19 protein-coding genes and 1 tRNA gene are annotated in these 22,103 nt (G+C 34.3%); 5 read left to right on the forward strand and 15 right to left on the reverse strand.

What is annotated here, in order from left to right:
• The first annotated feature begins 21 nt into the window (after window positions 1–21).
• Window positions 22–1,425 (forward strand): arylsulfatase, encoded by a 1,404-nt coding sequence (locus PLJ10_02985; GenBank protein HOK08605.1) that lies wholly within the window; start codon window positions 22–24, stop codon window positions 1,423–1,425.
• Here PLJ10_02985 and PLJ10_02990 read toward each other — a convergent pair.
• The 9 genes from PLJ10_02990 to PLJ10_03030 all read right to left on the reverse strand — a co-directional run bounded on the left by PLJ10_02990 (window position 1,422) and on the right by PLJ10_03030 (window position 8,724).
• Window positions 1,422–2,228, reverse strand: coding sequence for a methyltransferase domain-containing protein (locus PLJ10_02990; GenBank protein ID HOK08606.1), 807 nt, complete (start codon window positions 2,226–2,228; stop codon window positions 1,422–1,424). The two genes, PLJ10_02985 and PLJ10_02990, sit on opposite strands and share 4 nt — an antisense overlap.
• 7 nt (window positions 2,229–2,235) lie before the next feature.
• Window positions 2,236–2,847, reverse strand: a complete 612-nt coding sequence (gene yqeK / locus PLJ10_02995) for a bis(5'-nucleosyl)-tetraphosphatase (symmetrical) YqeK (protein ID HOK08607.1) — start codon at window positions 2,845–2,847, stop codon at window positions 2,236–2,238.
• Complete coding sequence (nadD, locus tag PLJ10_03000; protein ID HOK08608.1) at window positions 2,819–3,418, reverse strand: nicotinate-nucleotide adenylyltransferase; 600 nt, start codon at window positions 3,416–3,418, stop codon at window positions 2,819–2,821. Before nadD ends, yqeK begins: the two co-directional genes overlap by 29 nt.
• Entirely contained in the window at window positions 3,411–4,664 is a 1,254-nt protein-coding gene (locus tag PLJ10_03005; protein ID HOK08609.1) for a glutamate-5-semialdehyde dehydrogenase, read from the reverse strand. Before PLJ10_03005 ends, nadD begins: the two co-directional genes overlap by 8 nt.
• 3 nt (window positions 4,665–4,667) lie before the next feature.
• Window positions 4,668–5,804: a glutamate 5-kinase gene (proB, locus tag PLJ10_03010; GenBank protein ID HOK08610.1), complete on the reverse strand. Its 1,137-nt coding sequence runs from the start codon at window positions 5,802–5,804 to the stop codon at window positions 4,668–4,670.
• Complete coding sequence (gene obgE / locus PLJ10_03015; protein ID HOK08611.1) at window positions 5,797–7,128, reverse strand: GTPase ObgE; 1,332 nt, start codon at window positions 7,126–7,128, stop codon at window positions 5,797–5,799. Before obgE ends, proB begins: the two co-directional genes overlap by 8 nt.
• 72 nt (window positions 7,129–7,200) lie before the next feature.
• Complete coding sequence (gene rpmA / locus PLJ10_03020; GenBank protein HOK08612.1) at window positions 7,201–7,482, reverse strand: 50S ribosomal protein L27; 282 nt, start codon at window positions 7,480–7,482, stop codon at window positions 7,201–7,203.
• Window positions 7,483–7,511: 29 nt separating this feature from the next.
• Window positions 7,512–7,823: a 50S ribosomal protein L21 gene (gene rplU / locus PLJ10_03025; GenBank protein ID HOK08613.1), complete on the reverse strand. Its 312-nt coding sequence runs from the start codon at window positions 7,821–7,823 to the stop codon at window positions 7,512–7,514.
• A 58-nt stretch (window positions 7,824–7,881) separates the two neighbouring features.
• The gene (locus PLJ10_03030; GenBank protein ID HOK08614.1) at window positions 7,882–8,724 is read right to left on the reverse strand and encodes an aspartate dehydrogenase; all 843 of its coding nucleotides are present in this window, start codon (window positions 8,722–8,724) and stop codon (window positions 7,882–7,884) included.
• A gap of 233 nt (window positions 8,725–8,957) precedes the next feature.
• Between PLJ10_03030 and PLJ10_03035 the strand changes: the two genes are divergently transcribed.
• The 4 genes from PLJ10_03035 to PLJ10_03050 are packed head-to-tail and all read left to right on the forward strand — an operon-like array spanning window position 8,958 to window position 14,043.
• Window positions 8,958–9,371 carry a secondary thiamine-phosphate synthase enzyme YjbQ gene (locus PLJ10_03035; GenBank protein HOK08615.1) on the forward strand — a complete coding sequence of 138 codons (414 nt, stop codon included), beginning with the start codon at window positions 8,958–8,960 and terminating at the stop codon, window positions 9,369–9,371.
• A 2-nt stretch (window positions 9,372–9,373) separates the two neighbouring features.
• Window positions 9,374–10,534: an iron-containing alcohol dehydrogenase gene (locus PLJ10_03040; protein HOK08616.1), complete on the forward strand. Its 1,161-nt coding sequence runs from the start codon at window positions 9,374–9,376 to the stop codon at window positions 10,532–10,534.
• A gap of 13 nt (window positions 10,535–10,547) precedes the next feature.
• Window positions 10,548–12,656, forward strand: a complete 2,109-nt coding sequence (locus PLJ10_03045; protein HOK08617.1) for a CHASE4 domain-containing protein — start codon at window positions 10,548–10,550, stop codon at window positions 12,654–12,656.
• Window positions 12,657–12,660: 4 nt separating this feature from the next.
• Window positions 12,661–14,043, forward strand: a complete 1,383-nt coding sequence (locus tag PLJ10_03050; GenBank protein ID HOK08618.1) for a sigma-54 dependent transcriptional regulator — start codon at window positions 12,661–12,663, stop codon at window positions 14,041–14,043.
• A gap of 62 nt (window positions 14,044–14,105) precedes the next feature.
• Here PLJ10_03050 and PLJ10_03055 read toward each other — a convergent pair whose 3' ends face one another.
• The 6 genes from PLJ10_03055 to folK form a co-directional block, all read right to left on the reverse strand.
• Entirely contained in the window at window positions 14,106–18,170 is a 4,065-nt protein-coding gene (locus PLJ10_03055) for an immunoglobulin domain-containing protein (protein ID HOK08619.1), read from the reverse strand.
• 575 nt (window positions 18,171–18,745) lie between these two features.
• A complete protein-coding gene (locus tag PLJ10_03060; GenBank protein ID HOK08620.1) occupies window positions 18,746–19,399 on the reverse strand; it encodes a hypothetical protein in 654 nt (217 codons plus the stop codon).
• Window positions 19,396–20,226, reverse strand: a complete 831-nt coding sequence (locus PLJ10_03065; protein ID HOK08621.1) for a site-specific DNA-methyltransferase — start codon at window positions 20,224–20,226, stop codon at window positions 19,396–19,398. The genes PLJ10_03060 and PLJ10_03065 overlap by 4 nt, the downstream gene beginning before the upstream one ends.
• A gap of 648 nt (window positions 20,227–20,874) precedes the next feature.
• Window positions 20,875–20,950 (reverse strand) — tRNA-Ala (locus PLJ10_03070).
• 45 nt (window positions 20,951–20,995) lie between these two features.
• Window positions 20,996–21,562 (reverse strand): GTP cyclohydrolase I FolE, encoded by a 567-nt coding sequence (folE, locus tag PLJ10_03075; protein HOK08622.1) that lies wholly within the window; start codon window positions 21,560–21,562, stop codon window positions 20,996–20,998.
• The gene (gene folK / locus PLJ10_03080) at window positions 21,552–22,091 is read right to left on the reverse strand and encodes a 2-amino-4-hydroxy-6-hydroxymethyldihydropteridine diphosphokinase (GenBank protein ID HOK08623.1); all 540 of its coding nucleotides are present in this window, start codon (window positions 22,089–22,091) and stop codon (window positions 21,552–21,554) included. The genes folE and folK overlap by 11 nt, the downstream gene beginning before the upstream one ends.
• Window positions 22,092–22,103 lie beyond the last annotated feature (12 nt).

Here is a 22,103-nt window from a genome sequence, read left to right on the forward strand (position 1 = left end):
AGAATGTAAAGGAATGTATGTATGAATAAATACTCACGTCGGGAGTTTTTAATTTCAACAACGGCAACAAGTATAGGTTTAAATCTTGCTCTTCATAAAACCATGTATGGGGAAGGAGATTCAGAAAAGCCTAATTTTATTATTATTTTAGCAGATGATTTAGGATATGGTGATATTGGTTGTTATGGTCAAGAGCAAATACTTACTCCGAATATTGACCGTTTAGCTAAGGAAGGTATGCTTTTTACAGATGGCTATGCAGGTAGTACTGTTTGTGCTCCATCACGTTGTTGTTTAATGACAGGTTATCATACGGGACACGCAAGAGTTCGAGGAAATGGTGCAGTACCTTTAGCACCTGAGGACGTTACTATTGCGGAGGTATTGAAGTCACAAGGCTATAAAACCACTCTTATTGGAAAATGGGGATTAGGTGAAGCAGAAACTTCAGGCATACCTGTCTTGCAAGGTTTTGATGAATTTTATGGGTATTTAAATCAAGTACATGCTCATAATTACTATCTAGACTTCTTATGGAGAGGAACGGAAAAGGTTAAGATAGAAGGGAATGTGTTATCCGATACTCCAGGTGTATGTGCAAAGTGTGAACAATATAGTCACGACTTATTTACTCAAGAAGCCATTAATTTTATAACAAAGAATAAAGATACATCTTTCTTTTTATACCTGGCATTCACCATTCCTCATGCCAATAACGAATTAGGCAATGTAACGGGGAATGGAATGGAAGTGCCTAATGACGAGCCATATTCAGACCGTCCATGGCCTCAACAACAAAAGAATCATGCTGGTATGATAACTCGACTTGATGATTCTGTTGGTAAAATAATGGCTTTACTCAAAGAATTAGGACTGGACCAGAAGACAGTTGTTCTCTTTTCGAGTGACAATGGACCACACAAGGAAGGTGGGGCGGACCCTGAATTTTTCAAAAGTTCAGGTCCTTTTAAGGGTTATAAAAGGGCATTATATGATGGTGGTATTCGTGTTCCTTTCATTGTCAGATGGAAAGATAAAATTACGGCTGGTTCGAAATGTGATGTTCCTTGTGCTTTTTGGGATGTTCTGCCTACCTTCGCTGAATTAGCAGGGGCTCAAGTTCCAAAAGGGATTGATGGTATATCTCTTGTGCCATTACTGTATGGTCAAGATAATTCTGCTTTTAAGAATAGGCCTCTTTATTGGGAATTTTATGAACAAGGTTTTAAGCAAGCAATGCGAATAGATAATTGGAAATTAGTAAAAAATAGTATGGATTCACCTCCTGAACTTTATGATTTAAATGTAGATAAAGGGGAAACAAATAACCTGGCATCTACAAATCCTGATAAGTGTAATGAATTGCTAAATATTTTAGGCAGTTTAAGGGTTCCGTCTCCAGATTGGAAATCGCCTTTAGACTAATCAGTCCTGAATTCTATTTTGTATTCATCTTTTAATTGTTGGTGAAGTTCGCGGAATTTTTTTATAAGAGATTCTGATGGTTGTTTAGCACAGATAAAATCTACACGCACTGTTCCTGAATCCATATAATTCCACGTATGTGCATCTACACATGCTAATAATGTCAAACCAGCCTCTTGAATAGCATTTACAAATATTTCGACGGGATAAATTTTTTGCCGAACCACCGACCAGCCTTGTCCCTGAACGAGGATGCTCAATGTAGCGATTTTGGTATGTTCATTAAAGTTAGATTCCCATACCGTTTTGAAGTCTTTATAATTTTCTTTCCATTGCCCATCCGTGTAATGTTGTTTAACCATTTGTTCTGTTACGCAATCGAAATAAAGAATACCTTGTGGCAATAGCACATCACTAATCGAGCAAAGAGCACGAAATATATCATCCTCATCCAATAAAAAATTAATAGAATCAAATAGACATGAGGCGATATGAAAAGTTGATATAAATGGCAAGGAACACATATTCGCTGTTAGAAAGGTAAAATTCGGATAATTTTGCCTGCCTGTATATAGCATAGAAGGGGAGATGTCAACTCCTATAGAACACCAACCATATTTAGATAACCGATTCATAAGATTTCCAGTTCCGCAGGCGATATCTAAATGATAGATTTTTTTCTCAACAGTCGGAGTGATAAGTTTCTGGAACTTTAATAGATTTTCTTCCCATCGCTCATACCGAACACGTCTCATGATTTGGTCATAATATGGAGCAAGGATTTTAAATAGGTCGTCGGACATTTACATCTTATACCTTCTTTTGTTGAAGCCAGGTCAAGAAATCTAATGAATGGGGGGAGGGTTCTCTCTTTTTTAAAGTTAATTTAAACCTTTCTTCGGCTACATATAGTAGTGCAGAATCAAAACCCTCTTGCTCAAAAATATCACGTGTTATTGGTGCCTGTTTGTAGCTTCTTAAAGGTTCACAGAAATCGGACAGATATAAAATTTGACCAACAATTCCTAAATTTCTTTTACCTGTTGTGTGCCAGTAAATTGCTTCATATATTTCTTTGTCATTAACATTCAGCTCTCGTTGAGCCATATTAGCGGAAAGCGGACCATGTAATAATACAGGATATTTTTCTTCATATAAAGTAATAGGGACATTCCATTCTTTTGCCTTAGTTAACATATCACTTACTGACCATTCCCTACATAAATCATGTAAAATAGACGCAATAATGACCTTTTTCTGTATATCATCTTTATGAATTGTTTTTGTCACATAATAGGCATAAATAGCGGTCGACACACAATGTTCGACCTTTTCTTGACTGAGATGCTTTTTAATAATATCCAAATACATTGAATAATCTATATGTATAATATTATTTATCTCTGTAAAGTTGGTGTTCATTTATGTATTTCTCTACTTCATTAGGGACTAAATTGTGTATGTCTTTATTTTGTTTAATATATAGACGTATTTGATGAGATGCTATATCTTTTGATTCAAAGGGTAGCCATATTGTTTTGTTTAATATTTTTGGAATTATTTTTACATTTTCATATTTTGGTCGTTTAGCGGCTAAAAATGTGTCAACTGTATTAATTAATTCATCTGCCTTATACCAGTTTGGTATATCAAGTAATGTGTCCATTCCTACAATTAAATATATTTTAGAGCCATTAAACAATTTTTTTAGTGTATCTACCGTTTCAATAGTAAAAGATGGCCCTTTGCGGTCTATTTCAATTCGAGACACTGAGAATTTTGGTTCATGTTTTGTTGCCAAGATTAACATATTATAACGGTCATCTGCTGAAGCATATACATTGCCTTTTTTGTGAGGAGGTAAACCTGCAGGGACAAAAATAATGCGGTCTAACTTAGCATGTTTTAACGCAATGTATGCTAATTCGATATGTACATTATGGACGGGGTCAAATGTTCCGCCATAGAGTCCTATATTATTATTACTACTCACGAATCTGTCCATCACCCCGAATAATAAATTTAAACGTGGTTAATCCTTCCAGAGCCATAGGACCCCGCCAGTGTAGTTTGTTTGTGCTAATGCCTATTTCGGCACCCATACCGAATTCGAAGCCGTCGGTAAAGCGGGTAGAGGCGTTTACATATACGGTAGCACTGTCAACCTCATCTAAAAATTTTTCCGCCATAGAATAGTCATTTGTAACGATAGCATCAGAATGATGAGAACCGTAATGATTAATATGGGCAATTGCTTCCTCTACGGAACTTACAATTCGTATTGAAAGAATTTTGTCGAGATATTCTGTATACCAATCTTCTTCCGTGGCTGGCTTACAATCTATAAGCATTTGAGTTCTCGGACAACCTCTGAGTTCACATCCTCCCTTCAATAAGGCTTCAGCAATAGGGGGGAGCAGAATAGGTGCACAGCTCTCGTGAACTAATAATGTTTCCATAGCGTTGCAGACGCCAGGACGTTGCAATTTAGCATTTATCACTATTTTCATTGCCATTTCTAAATCTGCATCAGCATGTAAATAAGTATGACATACTCCATCTAAATGGGCAACAACAGGTATTCGAGACTCATCATAAATTCGTGCGATTAAACTTTTACCGCCTCGTGGAATAATAACATCGATATATTTGTCTAATTTCAGCATTTCACCTACTGCGGCACGGTCTGTTGTGGAAATCATTTGAACAGCATATTCAGGGATTCCACATTTTGTAGCGGTGTCATTAAATATTTTTATTAAGGCAAGGTTCGAATGGATAGATTCAGACCCTCCACGTAGAATGCATGCATTAGCAGACTTTAAGCATAAAGAAGCGGCATCAATAGTAACATTAGGTCTACTTTCATAAATGATTCCTATGACTCCGATAGGTTGTCGAATACGAGCAATGCGAAGTCCATTTGGATGTATGTATTGATTTTCAATATTGCCTATTGGATCTGGAAGTGACGCAACGACTCTTACACTTTCAGCCATAGATTGAATTCGTTTAGGATTAAGTTCAAGACGATCAATAAAAGCGGATGTTTGTCCCATTTCACGAGCGTTTGTTAAATCTTTTTTATTCTCTTTTATTAACCACTCGCTTTGATTTTCAAGTTCCTCAGCAATTTTGAGAAGAGCTTGATTTTTAACATTTTTGGGGACTGTTTTAATTTTATAAGATGCTTCTTTTGCTCTTTTCCCAATTAATTCGACATCTTCTTTAATACTCATATTTTATCCCTCCATGTATGTATTTTCTGAAAATAATACCATGTTATCCCTATGGATAACCTCCTCTAATGAATAATTATTATTAAGTTTTTTTATTTCGCTTGTCTTTTTACCACATATTTTATCTAATTCATCTTTGCTAATACTCGACAATCCTCTCCCTAATTCTACACCATCGGGTCCGATGATAGATATACAATCCCCTTGTTTAAAATTTCCCTGCGTTGAAGTAATACCAACAGGTAAAAGACTGGAGCCTTTCTTTAAAAGTGCATTTACTGCTCCTTTATCTATAAATACTTTTCCTTTTACAGTTCTTCCGAAGGCAATCCATGATTTTCTCTGGGAAATTTTATTTTTGGGAGGGATAAAAATAGTGAAATGTCCTTTATTTTCCAATACTTGCTGAATAATATCCTTTTTACTTCCATTTGCAATGACAGAGGGAATACCTGCATGCCACGCTATCTTTACTGCTTCTAATTTTGTGGTCATTCCACCGACCGACATTGGACTATCTGTATCCTGTGCCCAGTTAAATATTTCTGCAGTTAGTTGTTTTACTATAGGTATAAATTCTGCATTTTTATCCTTTTTGGGATTTGCAGTGTAAAGACCATCAACATTGGTAAGAAGAATAAGCAATTGGGCATCGACACGAACTGCTATTCTGGCTGATAATGTATCATTATCACCAAAACGTAGTTCTTCAATGGCGGTTGTATCATTTTCATTAATTATTGGAATTATATTTTTATATAAAAAGAGTTTATGAAGAGTATTTAAAATATTAATATAAGAGATTCTATTATCCAAATCACTTCTTGTAATAAGAATTTGTGCAGGAATCAGAGTATTCTTACTATGATATTGAAATAATCTTGTATACCTCTTCATTAGTTCAACCTGCCCTATGGCAGCTAATGCTTGCTTTTCAGAAAGATGCTCGGGTCTTTTACCCAAACCTAATAGAGATAAACCACATCCGACCGCACCTGAACTTACAATTATGAAGTTGAGATTGTTTTGTTCCTTTAATTGACAAATTTGCTTAACAATATGCGACAGTATATTTTTTTGGTTATTTTTATTATTGACTAAATCTGTTCCTATTTTAATTACTATAGTCTTCTTATTCATGTTTTGACTTTTTCCCTTTGTTTAAAGGACGAGATAGCAATGTTTCGTCAGAATATGTTAGGTCGTAATCGCCGATATAGATTATATCGCCATCTTTAGCTCCAAATCTTTTTAATGCACGAAATAATCCCATATGAGATAAAACACGTTGTAAATATTGTACTGCTTCTTCATTATCAAAATCAGTCATTTGGAACACCCTAATAATCCGTTTTCCTTCTATTCGAAATCCACCAGCATCTTTAAATATTTTGAATGGGGCTTCATACACATATCGTGTTTCAATAGGTTCGGGTTCTTCTATCTCTTGGTCTCTTGCCTCCTCCACAATCTTATACATAGCCTCAACCAATTGTTTTGTTCCTTCGCCTGTTACAGCGGATATACCGAAAATAGGAACATTCCACCTCTTTTTCTTAATTATTTTTTTGAATCGCTCCTGATTTTCGGGAATATCCAATTTATTAAAAACGTAGACTTTAGGTTTCTCACTGAATAATGGGCTGTATGCCTCTAACTCGTTTTCTAATATGTCGATTGTTTTCTTTGGGTCAGGGTCGCCTATATCGACAAGGAAAAGTAAAACACGGGTTCGTTCAATATGTTTTAGAAAGTCATGCCCGAGTCCTTTTCCTTCTGATGCTCCTTCAATAATTCCAGGAATATCTGCAACTGTAATAGACCTATATCCAGGAAGTGAGACTACTCCCAGATTTGGGTTAAGAGTGGTAAAAGGATAATCTGCTATTTTTGGTTTTGCAGAGGTAATTCTGGATAACAAGGTTGATTTGCCAGCGTTAGGTAAGCCTACAAAGCCAACATCAGCAATTAATTTCAGTTCCAAAAGGAACTCTTTCTCTTCACCTTTTTCACCTTTTTCGGCAAAACGAGGAGTTTGATAGGTAGAACTTGTAAATCTTGCATTTCCCCTTCCCCCTTTACCACCTTTTACAGCGAGATATGTTTGTTCATGTTTTTTTAGGTCAGCAAGAATTTCTCCCGTCTCCCAGTCTCGAATAATAGTACCGCATGGAACAGGGATTATTAAATCTTTTCCATTTTTGCCATGTCTGTTATTACCACTGCCATGTTCTCCTCGTTCTGCAATCCAATGGGCATGATATTTTAAGTCGATCAATGTATGAAGTTTTGTTGTTGCCTGAAAATAAATACTTCCTCCATTTCCTCCATCCCCACCATCTGGCCCACCCCTTGGAATATATTTCTCTCTACGGAAGCTAATACATCCGTTTCCTCCGCTACCAGCAGTTAAGCGGATACGAACTTCGTCAACAAACAATTTGTTTTTTATATGCTGTGTCATACAATACCAATAAGATAAAAACTGGCACGATAACGTATCGCGCCAGTTTTTTATATAATTAAAAAATGGTTTTTAAATTGTTGCTTGTTGTTGAGATGTTTCCAGAGGAATAACATCTACACATTTTTTCCCTTCAGCGATGTAGCGAAACTTTACAATACCATCAGCCATAGCAAAAATTGTATGGTCTCTTCCTAAACCGACATTTTTCCCTGGCTTTATTCTTGTGCCTCTCTGACGAACAAGGATATTCCCTTTAATAACCTGTTCACCTTCATATCGTTTTACACCTAACATTTTGGGGTTACTATCTCTGCCGTTTCGAGCACTTCCACCACTTTTTTTATGCGCCATTGTTTGTCTCCTATATCATCAAATCATTTTTAGCCTTTTATTTCTTTAACTAACAGTTCCGTAAATAATTGTCTATGTCCGTAGGTACGATGGTAATTCTTTCTTCTTTTATATTTGAACACACGAATTTTCTTTGTTTTGCCATGAGAAAGAACCTGAGCTGTTACAGAAAAGGATCCCAACTTTTCAGGTTCTACGATAATTTGTTCACCTGAAGAAACTAAATGTATTTTGTTAATTTCAATCATATCTCCTTCTTTCGCGTTTATTTTTTCAACGCGAATCTTATCATTTGGCTGAACTCTATACTGTTTTCCGCCACAACTAATAATTGCATACATTTTTTACAATCCCTTTCTTTTTTGATTTAAAATTCAGGCATTATTATATCAAAAGTGATTATGTATTTTCCTCTTTTCGTTGGGGACAATATAAGCAATGAACTACATAATCTTCCGCCATTGCTCTTAATTCAGCAATTGCAGACAAAGATGCAAGATAACTACTTTTGATATTCCTTGGTGATGGTAGGTTGACGGTCGTTGTTTGTAATCTACCAAATGCTCCTTCTGCATAAATTTCATGGATATTTTCTGTAATAGTGGGGTCGGCAACAATTCGTACCTTTGTCTCTTTGGGTCCTATTCCATATAGACTCAAGGCACATGCAACGTTAATGTTGGCTGGGAAATATTGTGCCGCCTCTAATGCATTCCCTTCAAAAACTGTCATAGGCTCTGTAATGTTTGACAAGTCGATATTGTTTTTTATTAAATATGGTGCCCCCATTAATGCTTGTGGTGACTTTCGTGTTGTTAACATTACACGGTGGAGTCCTGCCTCCATAGCACTTCTGATACCATCAAGTCCACATACAGCACCAGAAGGAATTTTAATTCTGACGAAGTTCTTTTTGGCTTCTTCAATAAGTTCTAAATTGTTTAGTAATCCACTTAAACTCATAATTAGACAATCTCTTCTATATTTAATGCAAGCACGAATAACATCTTCAACGGCAGACGAAACAGCAGATTCAATAACAAAATCTGCTAACGAAACCGCTTCCTCTAATCCGCAGATAACTGCATTTAAGTGGAATGTTCTGTTTAATACTTGTGCCTTCGATTCATCTATATCATGAAGAGCAACAATCTCAGCGGGTATAGTTCCTTTTTGCAATGCGATACATATATCCGCTCCAATGTTTCCACAACCAACTATTGCTACCTTGTATTTATCCATAGAAAATAATGAACCTATTATTAAAAGAGGAGAATAAAAATAATGATAAGAACACTTTTTAGATAATATTAATTATATCAAAAAGCAATTGAGACACACAAACCTTTGTAAAGAGAAGTTGTACTAAGAAGTGAAATTACGATGATATATGGTAATTCCAAAGATATGTAAATCTCAAATATATTTTAGGTTTTGGTAAAATATCTTCATATAATCTTAACAAGGAGTAAAGTATGAAAAGTTATACTGAATATTTGCATTTTTGCACCGAAAAACATAGGGAATATATTAACATTACAGATAAGGTAGAAGAGACACTACGAAAAAGTCAAATTCAAGAAGGAATGGTTCTTGTATCGGCTATGCATATAACTGCTGGTGTTTATGTTAATGATGCAGAAGATGGCTTAATACAAGACATTGATGAATGGCTTGAGCAATTGGCTCCGTTTAAAAGAGATTATAGACATCATGCCACTGGAGAAACGAATGGAGATGCACACTTAAAAAGTTTATTAATACATCATGAGGTCATAGTACCAGTAACAAATGGTAAGTTAGACCTCGGTCCTTGGCAACAAATTTACTATGCTGAGTTTGACGGACAAAGACGGAAAAGATTGATAATAAAAGTAATAGGGGAGTAGTTATGACTTTTATTCCTTCAATCATAGAGAAATTTCAATATTATATGCCTGCAGAACTAATATTCGATATTGGAAGTGTTAAAAATATCTCTTCACAAAACATTAAATTAGGAAAAAAACCATTAATAGTAACAGGGAAAAAGAGTTCAAAGATAAATGGTGCATTAGCATCATTACTTACTTATTATTCAAATGCAGTGGTATTTGATAATGTTGAAGAGAATCCTTCCATAGACACATGTGAAAAAGCCCGAGAATATTGCATTGCCAAAAACTGTGATTGGATCATTGCAGTTGGTGGAGGTAGTCCAATAGATGTCGGTAAAGCTGTGGCAGGATTAGCAACCAATGAAGGACCTTGTGAACAATATTTTGGTAGAGATTTGTTTAAACAATCTCCTCTACCAATTTTAGCAATTCCTACAACTGCTGGCACTGGGAGTGAAGTAACACCTTATGCGGTAATAACAAATGAAAAAAATGTGACAAAACAAACGATTGCTGACAAAAGACTCTTTCCCAAAATTGCTTTGTTAGACCCAAGTCTTACCTTAACTTTATCAAGAGACGTTACACTCTCTACCGCACTTGATGCGTTAAGCCAATCATTAGAGGGGATTGTTTCAAAGAAAGCAACCCCAATAAGTGATTGTATCGCAATAGAATCTTGTAAAAAGATAATAGAGTGGCTACCCGTAGCATTAAGAGAACCAGATAATATCACTGCAAGATATTGGCTTTTGTTTGCCTCTTTGTTATCAGGAATTGTTATCGCCCAGACAGGAACTACATTAGTTCACGCACTCGGTTATTACTATACCTTAAACTATAACGTTCCCCATGGAATTGCGAATGCACTGTTCTTAATTCCGATGTTCAAAAGAAACATAATATTTTTCCCTGAAAAATTAAGATTTGTCATAGAATTTTTGGGTGAAGAATATTGTAAAGAACATCCAGAAATATCTATAAAAAAGGCTCTTTTGAGATTCTTCAAAGATATAAATTTTTCATGTAAATCAAGTTCCTGGGGAGTTCCAGATAACCAACTGCAGATCTTTTCAGAACAGTTGTATTCTGACTCATATCGTTTCAGGAATCAACATGGAGCATTTTCTAAAAAGGAAATTTATAATATTTTTAAAGAAACATTTGAACCATAAGAATTAGAATCACATGAAATTAACAAGCAAAATAGTTATTCTCTTACTTGTCTTTTGGCTGTTTTTATTAATGGGTTATATATTTATATATAACAGGGTTATAAAACCGACTTTAACACAATTTGAAAGAAAATTAGCCACGGAAGAATTAGAACGATTTAATAAAACAATAGAAAAAGAACTTTTATATTTAAATCGAACTTGTGCGGACTATGCATGGTGGGATGATACTTACGAATTTGTAATAAATAAAAATGAGACCTATAAAAAAATAAACCTCCTGCCACAAACATTCGAAGAAAACAACATTAATATGATTTTGATACTAAATACTCAAGGAGAGGTCGTCTTTGGAGAGTGGTATAATCTTGAAAAAAAACAATATGAAGAATTGCCTGTAGAATTTTCTATATCAAAATTAGCATTGACTCATCCTTTACTTTCTTTTGATAATACAAAAGCAGGTAAATATGGGATTATCTTTACCAATTATGGAAATGTAGCAGTGTCTGCAAATAAGATATTAAATAGCAAGGTAGAAGGGGAACCCCGGGGAATATTTATAATGGGAAGATTATTGAATGATAAATATTGGGAAAACATTAAAAGTCAAACTATGTTGGAGGTTTCTGTTTATCCATATATAGAAAAAGACAGACTTATTATAGATGCATCAAGTTATATTATTAATGAAAAAAAAACAATTTTTATTCATGAAAGTAAAGATGGCAAATTATTTTTATGGGATATTATTAATGATATAAATGGAAATCCTATTCTTTTAATACAGTTAATACATCTTCAAAACATATTATCTGCAAGTGAAAATATGCGATTTCAAGGGATAATGGGGTTTATCCTTGTAATAGTTGTTGGAATTGTTGCACTTTGGTGGGCAATAAAAAAGCAGATAATTGTACCTATACAGGATTTGACACAAAATATTAGAAATTCAATATACCGAGAATCCATTACATTCTTACCTAATATTGAAAAAAATGATGAAATCGCTCTGCTTATTGTTCATTTTAACCGTATGGCATATAGAATAAATAAACTATTAGAAGAGAAATCAAAATTATTAATAGAAATTGCAGAAAGAGAAGAATATCTAAAATTTATAATTAATGCTATTCCCTGTGTGATTCTTGAAATGGATAACAATGGAATTATCAAAACAGTCAATTCAGCAATAGAAAAAATAATGGAGATAAATTCTAAAGATATAGAGGGAAAAAATATCTGTAATGTCTTTCCATTAAAAAGTATTCTTGATTTTATTGAACGAATAAAAATCAATTCAGAGGAGTTGGGATATTATGAAGTCGAAGATATTTTATATACAATCAATAATGAAAAAAAATATTTACATATTTATTTTCAAAAGAACAAACGAAATGGAAAAGAATTTTACATTGGCGTTATTTGGGATATTACGGTGCTTAGAGAAATACAGGAAAAATATAACGAGCAGAGACAGTTGGCTATATTAGGAGAAGCAAGTGCAAGTTTAGCACATGAACTTCGGAATATGATTTCTGCAATTCAAAGTGGGTTTCGTCTGATGCAAGAAGAAAAAAATATAAAAAATAGGGAAAAAATAGTAAACGAATTATATATTTCAATATTTCGATTGGAGGAAACATTAAAAAAACTATTAGAATTTACAAAAAAATATAAAATAAATAAGATTAGAGTATCTCTTAAAGACGTTATTGAAGAACAATATAAAAAATGTCTAATCTATCAAGAAAAAGATATTGAGCTCAGGGTGGATGGAAATATTTTTGCATGGATTGACATAAATCTCTTTCCAAATGCAGTATGGAACATTTTAAAAAATAGTATAGAATCAATAAAAGAAAAAGGAATAATATCCGTTCAGTTGTATGAACAAGATGGGTTGCAATATATAGAAATAAATGACAATGGTATAGGTATAGATGAAACATATTTAAATAAAGTTGGGACGCCCTTTTTTACTACAAAAGCACAAGGAACCGGTTTAGGTTTAACGATAACAAAGAAAATTATTGAAAGTCATGGCGGTAGAATACAGATACGAAGTAAAAAAGATATTGGTACCTGTGTTTCAATTATACTACCAATAGAAGAAGGATAGAATTATGCCTGGTAGAATACTTGTTGTGGATGATGAAAGATTAATTCGATGGAATATTATTGAAAAACTTAATCACTTAGGTTTTATAACAGAAGAAGCAGGGAATGTTGCGGAAGCTAAACAAATAATACATAAAAAGATGTTAGACCTTGCTATAGTTGATTTGAGGCTTCCGGATGGGGATGGAATGGATATCCTAAAATATATAGGAAACACGCAACCTGGCGTTCCTATTATAATGATCACTGCATATTCAAGTGTATCTAATGCTGTGGAAGCGATGAAAAATGGTGCTTATGATTATATTAGTAAGCCTTTTGAGATTGATGAACTTATACTTAGAATTCAGCGGGCAATAGAACAATCTCATTTAAGGAATTCTATTCAAGCTGGATTACAACAGAATAAAAGAATTTTTAATCTTGACCATATTATCGGTAAAAGCCCAAAGATTTGTGAGATAAAACATATTTTAAAAAAGGTTGCAGAGTCTCCAAGTACAACAATTTTACTTTTAGGAGAAAGTGGTACAGGGAAGGATATTGCTGCACGAGTTATTCATTATGAATCAGAAAGGGCTATATACCCGTTTATGAATATAACTTGCACAGCCTTGCCTGAAACTCTATTAGAGTCAGAACTTTTTGGATATGAACGAGGTGCTTTCACAGGTGCTGACCATACAAAGAAAGGTTTATTTGAATTAGCAAATAATGGAACTGTATTCATGGACGAAATAGGGGATATACCACTATCTATCCAGTCAAAAATCCTACGTATACTTGAAGAAAAAGCCTTTAAAAGAATAGGTGGAACCACAGATATTTATGTGGATGTCCGTGTTATCGTTGCAACGAATAAAAACCTTGAGGAAATGGTGCAAAATGGGACATTTCGTGAAGATTTGTATTACAGGCTCAATGTTGTGCCTATTGTATTGCCACCACTTAGAGAAAGATACGAAGATATTCCATTACTTGCAGAACATTTTTTAGAATTATTCAATAAAGAGTTCAAAAGAAAACGTAAGGGATTTTCTAAAGAAGCAATAAATAAATTACTTTCTTATCATTGGCCTGGAAATGTGCGGGAACTCAGAAATGTAATTGAACGGGCTGTTCTATTGGGAAAGGATGAGATAATTCAAAGTGATGAAATTATTTTAGGAAGAGTCAGTTTTGGAGGAGTTAAAACTACAAGCGATGACATTGCTCAACTACCTCCGTCAGGCTGTTCTCTGGAGGAAGTGGAAAAATCGTTAATACGACAAGCGTTGGAACGAACCAATTGGAATCTTACACGGGCAGGGGCTTTATTGAATATTACCCGTGATCAAGTGCGATACAAAGCGGAAAAGTATGGATTAAGACAGGAAAATGATAAGTAGTTTAAAAATAAAAAAGCGGTAGTTTTTACATTCTACCGCTTTTATTATTTATTTACTTTAACTTACGTTGTACCTACACAATAATTATCTTCACCTATACCAGGACATAAATAATAACCACCAGCATTGAAGAACTGTATTAATCGCAATAATTCTGACAGGTTGATAGTCCAATCTTGTGGGTTATAGTCACTACCATGAGGTCTGCATGATTTATCACCATCAAAACCAGGAACATAACCATCTTCAGATGTTTCAGGTGGTACTACACAGCGATAACCATTAGAGTTAAAGAACTGAATCACTCTGAGCAATTCACCCAAATCAATTTTATTATTTCCATTCTGGTCGGCGGAATGCTGTGCTGGTATTTCACCTTCTGTTGTGCCTTCTGGGACTCCCTCAGCAGTTCCCTCACCTTCAGGAATTCCTTCAGATGAGCCTTCGACAACACCTTCACCTTCTTGTGAACCTTCAGGAACACCTTCAATGGTCCCTTCACCTTCTGGTGTCCCTTCTGGTGAGCCTTCGACAACGCCTTCACCTTCTTGTGAACCTTCAGGCACACCTTCAATGGTTCCTTCACCTTCTGGTGTCCCTTCTGGTGAACCTTCGATAATACCTTCACCTTCTAAAATGCCATCAGGTGAACCCTCTACCACGCCTTCTCCTTCTGGAATAACTTGAACGAAGTTGGCTGTGATGTTTCTGTTTTTGGTCATGTTAATTTCAATTGTTGGTGAGGTTATATCTTTTGTGTCAACATCACCAGACCAACCTTGGAAAGCCCACCCTTGAGAAGGGGTAGCCTTTAATGTTACTCGCTCTTCATGCCAAAACGGATATGTCCCTGGAGATGGGTCTGTTGTTCCAGAACCGCTAACGAATATAGTTAATTTCCATTGATTTGTCATTAATTGCAATTGTCCACGAATTTCCCCATCTGGATAGCTCTGTGAATAAATAATGAAATAATACATTCCCATCGCTATTTCAGCCGCTTTGCTATTTGGTATCACTGAATAAAACGACAAATTAGGAGGATTGCCCACATTAAACACGACAGGACCATTAACCCCTGGAAATCCTTTATTTATCGTCATTCCTGTGGGGTTAACAACGGAATGAGTACCTGATAAAGATATAGTATAATCATCACTATCAGGCACGGGTTGTAAAATACCAAAAACTTGTCCAAATGCCACAGTGGATACTTGAGGAACAACCTGAAAACCAGTCATAGGATTTGCAATAACGAAAAATCCATCTGCTGGGATAGGTCGTAACACGTAAAGATTTGCAACGGCTGATTTTGTAGTTTTCACTAAATCGGTTGCTTCACACCAATATTGACCCGCAGTGTTATATGTTACATCAGGAATACTTAGAATATTGGATGATGAGCCGATAGGAACACTATCCTTATACCATTGATATGTAATTGTACCCATGCCACCTGCAGTTTTAACTTCAAATAACAAATCTCCGCCTGCAAAGAGATAGGTATCTGTTGGGTTTTGAGTAAAGGTTAAAGCATCCACAACTGTAAGGGTCGCTATATTTGATGTGATAGTTTCGAAGTTATCCTGAACTTCACAGAAATAATTGCCTGCTGTGTCTGTTTGAACATTGGAGAGAACTAATTGTGGAGAGTTCACACCTAAGTTGATATTGATACCACCTGCTAATCTCTTGTACCATCGGTATTCAACATTTCCTAAACCACCATCAATCACTACAGAGAATGTATGTGTTGTTCCCTTATAAACAGTTGCAGATTGAGGATGTTGAATAAACGACATCCAATTAGCAACTTGTAAAACAGCAGGAGCACTTGTTGCACCTGCGTTTTGGTCAGAAACAAAACAGGTATAGATCCCAGAATCAGAGGGTTGTAAGTTCTCTAAAACTAAGACAGAATCAGTATATGGGATATCTACACCATTTTTTCTCCATTGGTATCTATATGGTGGATAGCCACCTGATATCGCCACTTCAAAGGTATGACTCTCACCTGTATGTTTTAAGGCTCCCTGAGGCTGAATATCAAAATTAAATGGCGGGAAAACTTGTAATGTTGCTTGTTCTGAAGTAAGCATTTCGCGTGCATCGGTTACAATACACCAATAATTTCCTGCGTCGGTTTCTTGTAATGGATACAATGAAAATGTAGGAGAATCAGGTCCGACGAATTCTCCATCACGTACCCATTGATAGTGTACCCCGCCTAACCCTCCGGATACTCCTATTGTAAATGTAAAATCATAACCGAGGATACCATTGCCTGACTCGGGTTGTTGAATAATTTGCATGTGTTCCGCAACTTCCAGGAAGGCTGGGGTTGATGTAATGTTATATACATCATCATAAATTACACATGTGTAATAACCCATATTTTCCAATTGAGCATTTTCTATTGTTAATGTATCCTCTTCCGCACCTTCAATGACTTCGCCATTAAATTTCCATAAATAATGAAGAGTCCCATTGGGTTCTCCTGCAATCACAGGAACAAAAGTAAATGATTCACCAATATAGACACCACCTCCCTGCAATGGTTGCTCAAAACGGATACGATTTAATATGGTTATTTCTACTTCGTTTGAAGCAACTTGCTCTGAACCACTGGTAACAACACAGCGATATGAACCACCATCCGATAACTGAATAGGGTTAAATGATATTGTTTTTTGTGTTTTACCTGATAAATCTACCCAATTTGCACCGTCCCACTTTTGCCATTGGTAAGTAGGAAGGTTATTACCTCCACGAACATCAATGGACATGGTGTGACTGTCTTCTCCGGGAACAAGGTTTTGTGCACCAACAGGTTGTTCTGTAATCTCCAAAGGTGTGTATTGCACTTCTAATTTTGCAGGAGCTGAGCGTCGTGTCCAGAGACTATCACATATTGTTACCGTAAAGTAACGTGGTTTAGTTGTAGGTAGGGGATAAGCAATCGTTAAGTCTTCTGAATAAACAGGACTTCCAATAGGCGAAAAGTCATCTATTTTTATTTCTTCCCATTTATATATTTGAGGGATGCCATTATTTTCTCCACCTACCTGGTCAATAGAGAAAGTAACTGGTGTTCCGGAAGTAACTGTTTGTGATTCAGGTTGAGCAGTTATTTGTAAAGGTGGATTTTGAATAGATTCGTTGACCATCCATGCCTGACGATTTCCACCAGCTAAAGTGTAAGAGTTGTAGTTGTTTCTTTCATCATGGTTTAAATTGCCTGTGGATGCTAATAATTCAGGATGGCAACGGAATTTTGAACAATTAAAATTACCAACGAATTCTTCAACTGTTCGGTCAATTTCTGAACCATAAATTTTAATAGTAATCTGAGTTCCGTTTGCGTCAACAGTTACTTCTATATCATCTGTTTTTAATTCACCCAAAATACTCGGCAAAACATCACGTAATACTGTATAAATAATGACTCGAAAAACACTCTTTAAATGGTCTATTCCCGTGGCTTCACCCACAGTCATATATCCTGCAATTAAATTTACCATAGCATTTTTAAATAGTGGACTTTGCTCTTCCAATAACTGCCAGAGAGTCGGAACACCTTCAAAATCATCTACAAATTGACTCACACATAACGTTGTTATACCTAATTTTACACAAACATCTTTATCTCCTGTTGTTATGGTAGTACTACCCGTTAATCCATAAGCTTTCACCTGTACGTTCCGAATAGTAATTTGTAATGATTCTACTACTGCTTTGTTGTAATTAAAATCGTTTCGTATTGTTTGCATTTCGTTAGCATTAAGATTTCCTAATACACGGGACATATCTCCATTTAAGACAGCACCTAACATATCAAAATGGTCATTATCGTTTATACCGTTACAATCGTTATCTGCATTGGAAAAATAAGGACTTGTCTGACACTGAACCTGTCTCCATGCTCCGGGTTGTGGTTGCCCATATTCATCAATGTAATCATACCAGGTAGGCAAAAAATCTGCCAGAGCACTGTCTAATGTATTAAATATAAAATCTATATCATATTGGTCTTGAAAACATTGTGGGTATGCCTTTATATGAAGGCTCACTACAAAAATCATAAGTGCAATAAATATCATATTAAAAGGAACATATCTTTTTTTCATGTTTACTCTCCTATCTATTCTATTTTTATTTTTGTATTTTCTAAAGCAACATAACCGTTTCAATTGCGATTTTTCTCAAGCCATAAGCCTGATTGCTATATAACTAACTTCTAAATTAATTCTATCATAAAAAAGTAACTTAGTGAAACAAAAAAACAACTTTTTTAATTATCTGTTTTATAGATTTTAGACTTCTTAAAAATTGAGAAAACTTATATTAGAAAAAAATATAGAGAACTGTATTTTCTTACTAAAAAAATACAAGCCCCAAATTTTCAAATTTAAATGTTTTTGTATTGATTTTTGTTATTGTAAACCAAAATGTAATGTTTAAATCTTTTTTGATTTGTTACCACATTTTTCCTATCAATCCATCTGTCTTATTTATCCTATTTTATTTAGAGGCACACTCATTTTATTTATCAAAAGGTTTTTGTTCAAGAGTTCAATCAGGAAAAAAGACCATGATAAGTGTAGGAAAAAAGAAAGGGAATAATAAAAATGGGAATTTGCTGAAATAAGTTAGATCAAGACTGTAAGGCATGAAACTTTTATACTTTGTTATATGCTGTAGCTCAGAATTCAATAAAGTAGACCAGCTCCTCATCAATTTTTTCAAGGTCTAATAAAACTTTTTCTCTTCTTGGCGAACCATTTGCATTTCTAAAATTTCTTTGAAATGAACCACATTTAACCAATGTATCATCCGTTATTTTGATGAAAGAAATTTGATGTAACTCAAAAGAAACCTTTCGTAATCTTGACCATGCACCTCTTTTCATTCTTTCAATTGAATATTCCGATAATCCACCTTTCAATGCTTCGTGCCACTTTTGAAATGTTCTATTTTCATCATTGTAAAGAACTTTTCCAACAGCAAGAATTAAACCAACTGCACCATAATCTTTTATTCCGTTTGCAATTGCTTCGCTATCGTTAACAATAATTTGGTGGATGCTTGTATTCATAGCATGTGCTTTGAAATCCCAAGGTATATCTTTAAAACCATCAAATCTTACATTTCCATATTTTGGTCCAGGTATTTGTTTCATAAAATCTGATAAATATTTTTCACACAGAAATTGAAAATAAAATCCAATCCATTCCATTTGCTTCCAGTGTGTATAGCCTGCATTTTTCATCTCCAAAATTGATTTTTTACCATCCCATATCTTAGGAATCATACTTAATTTTTCCCCAATTTGTTCAGCGGTTTTTAAAAAAGTCATTTCCTCTTCTCCGTATCAAATAGCATTAATAATGTTTGGTTTTTAATTCCTTCGTTTATCTCTTTAATCCTATATATATTTTCATCTAATCTCTTTTTAGCAAATTTGTAATATTCTTTTACGATTTCAAATCCAATATACTGCCTTTTCATCATTTTACTGACAATTGCCACCTGTCCAGAGCCCAAGAAGGGGTCTAAAACAATATCTCCTGCTTCGCTTGAATACATTAGTATCTTCTTAATTAATTCTGCTGGTAATTTTGTAGGAGTTTTTTGGTCACCAGTCCAATATTCCCTTTTGATTATCCAGACATCTTCTTTATCCATATAATGTAAACTGCTACCATCATTGTCATTTTCTTCTTTTCCATATCTAGAATAAGGAAAAAATTTCCTCTTTTCATCATTTTTACAGACATAGAGGCAATGATAATGAGAAGTTACAAATTTTCTTTTCGTTACCACACCGAATTGATATTTCCAAATAATATGATTAACTGTAATAAAACCAATTTCATCAAGTACTATCAAAATATCCTTTAGATTATTCCATCCTGAAAAAACATACATACTACCAGAATCTTTAAGAACCCTGTAAACTTCCCGCATCCATTTATGTGTGAAATCATAGTATTCTTCTTTTGGTATTTCATTATATCCTTCTAAAACCCGAGATTGTGTTCTGTGATAATTATTTCTTTTTGCCTTAAAATCGATAGCAAAGGGAGGATCTGTAATAACAAGGTCTATTGTATTGTCCGAAATGTATTTCATTCCTTCAATACAATCCATATTATATATTTTATTGAACTCTAAATTTTCCATTTTTTTACTTCCTTATTATAAGCGATGGCGTATAACTTATTTCTATACGAATTATTTGTATAATATCGCCTTTTTATTACATATCATACAATTTATGATTATAACTATCAAAAGAATTATTAATGGTCATTACTTCTTACTTATACTTTATTAATTTTTATTAATTATGCAAGAATATTTGGAAGAAACAAAACGGGAATTAAAATTAAGGAATTACAGTCTCAAAACTATAAAGTCCTATTTCGGTTGCTTAAGAGAATATTTTGATTTTAAAAATTATAATTTAGAAAAAATAGATGAAGAGAAAATAAAACAATTTTTATTGGATAAACAAGACAAAAATTATTCCCCGCAAACGGTCAATCTTTATTTAAATGTAATAAAATTTTTCTACCGTGAAATATTGAAAACTCCTCATTCATTAAGACACAGTTTTGCGATGCATTTATTAGAGATATATGCAGGAACTTTTAGGTCATCGGAGTATTAGAACAACTTAAGTTTATACTCAAGTAAAAAATCCAAAATAAGTATCTCTTAAAAAAACTAAAACATAAAGTATAAAAAAGCCAAAATTACATTAATGATTTGTAGAAAGAGATGAGAAGACTTTTTAATAATCTACTAACAATTAATTTAATAAAAAAATGGTGGACCTGAGGGGGATCGAACCCCTGACCTCCGCATTGCGAACGCGGCGCTCTCCCAACTGAGCTACAAGCCCACACGGAATATAATTTTAGCATAGAATAATAGAAAAAATAAAGTTTTATGATATTTTGCGTTGTAGCAAATCAAGGAATTCTTTTCGTGTAATATCATCGTTATGGAAACTTCCTAAGACGGAAGATGTAGTCATAACAGAATTTTGCTTTTCAACCCCTCGCATCATACAACAGAGATGTTTGCATTCCATTACAACACCTACACCTTCTGCTTGTGTGTAGTCCATAACAGCCCTTGCTATTTGGGCAGTTAATCGTTCTTGAATTTGAAGTCTGCGAGCATAAAGATCAACGATACGTGCTATTTTACTTAATCCAATAACCTTTGTTCTCGCAATATAACCTACATGGCAACGTCCAAAGAAAGGAAGCATATGATGTTCACATAGGCTATATACCTCTATGTCTCGCGATATAATCATGTTATTACTTTCTGCTTGAAAAATAGCATTATTAATAATGCTTTGTAAATCTTTACGATACCCTGAGGTAAGAAATTCGTATGCTTTGGCAACACGATAAGGAGTTTTCTTTAATCCTTCTCTGTCCGGATTCTCACCAATTTCAATTAGGATTTCACGGATAAGTTCAGCAACTCTGTCAATATTCATTCAAGAATTCCTTCCATAGTTTAATTGTAAAATGACAATCTATTCTTAAACGTTCTATTTCATATCTGTAATATATATTAATTAAAGGCTTGTTTTCAGGGTATATTACAAGACTGGGGTTCAAATATAGCAAACCAGCAAATAGAAAATTTCTATCATAAATATCCGGATCCGGAATTGTAATCTCACAGTTATTAATAATTTCATCTTTGAAAAGTAGTATATCCAAATCAATCGTACGAGGGCTATATTTGTTTTCAGTCCTTATCCTTTTCATTTCAGACTCAATTTTTCGAAGAACACAAAATTTAAATTCTATCGGTGTATATATCTCATCTTTTAACATGGCTTCAATCACACAATTTGCAAATAATGGCTGTTCCTTTACACTCCCTAAAGGAGGTGTTATAAATATAGGTGATATGTTTTTTATTGTTATATACTCTTGTAATAACTGAAATGACTTAGGAATGTTATATTCTGGGTTTATATTTGAGCCGACACCAATATAAACAAAATTGTTATTCATATTATTTTCTTA

Origin of the sequence: Candidatus Hydrogenedens sp., assembly GCA_035361075.1 — a bacterium.
GTDB lineage: Bacteria > Hydrogenedentota > Hydrogenedentia > Hydrogenedentales > Hydrogenedentaceae > Hydrogenedens.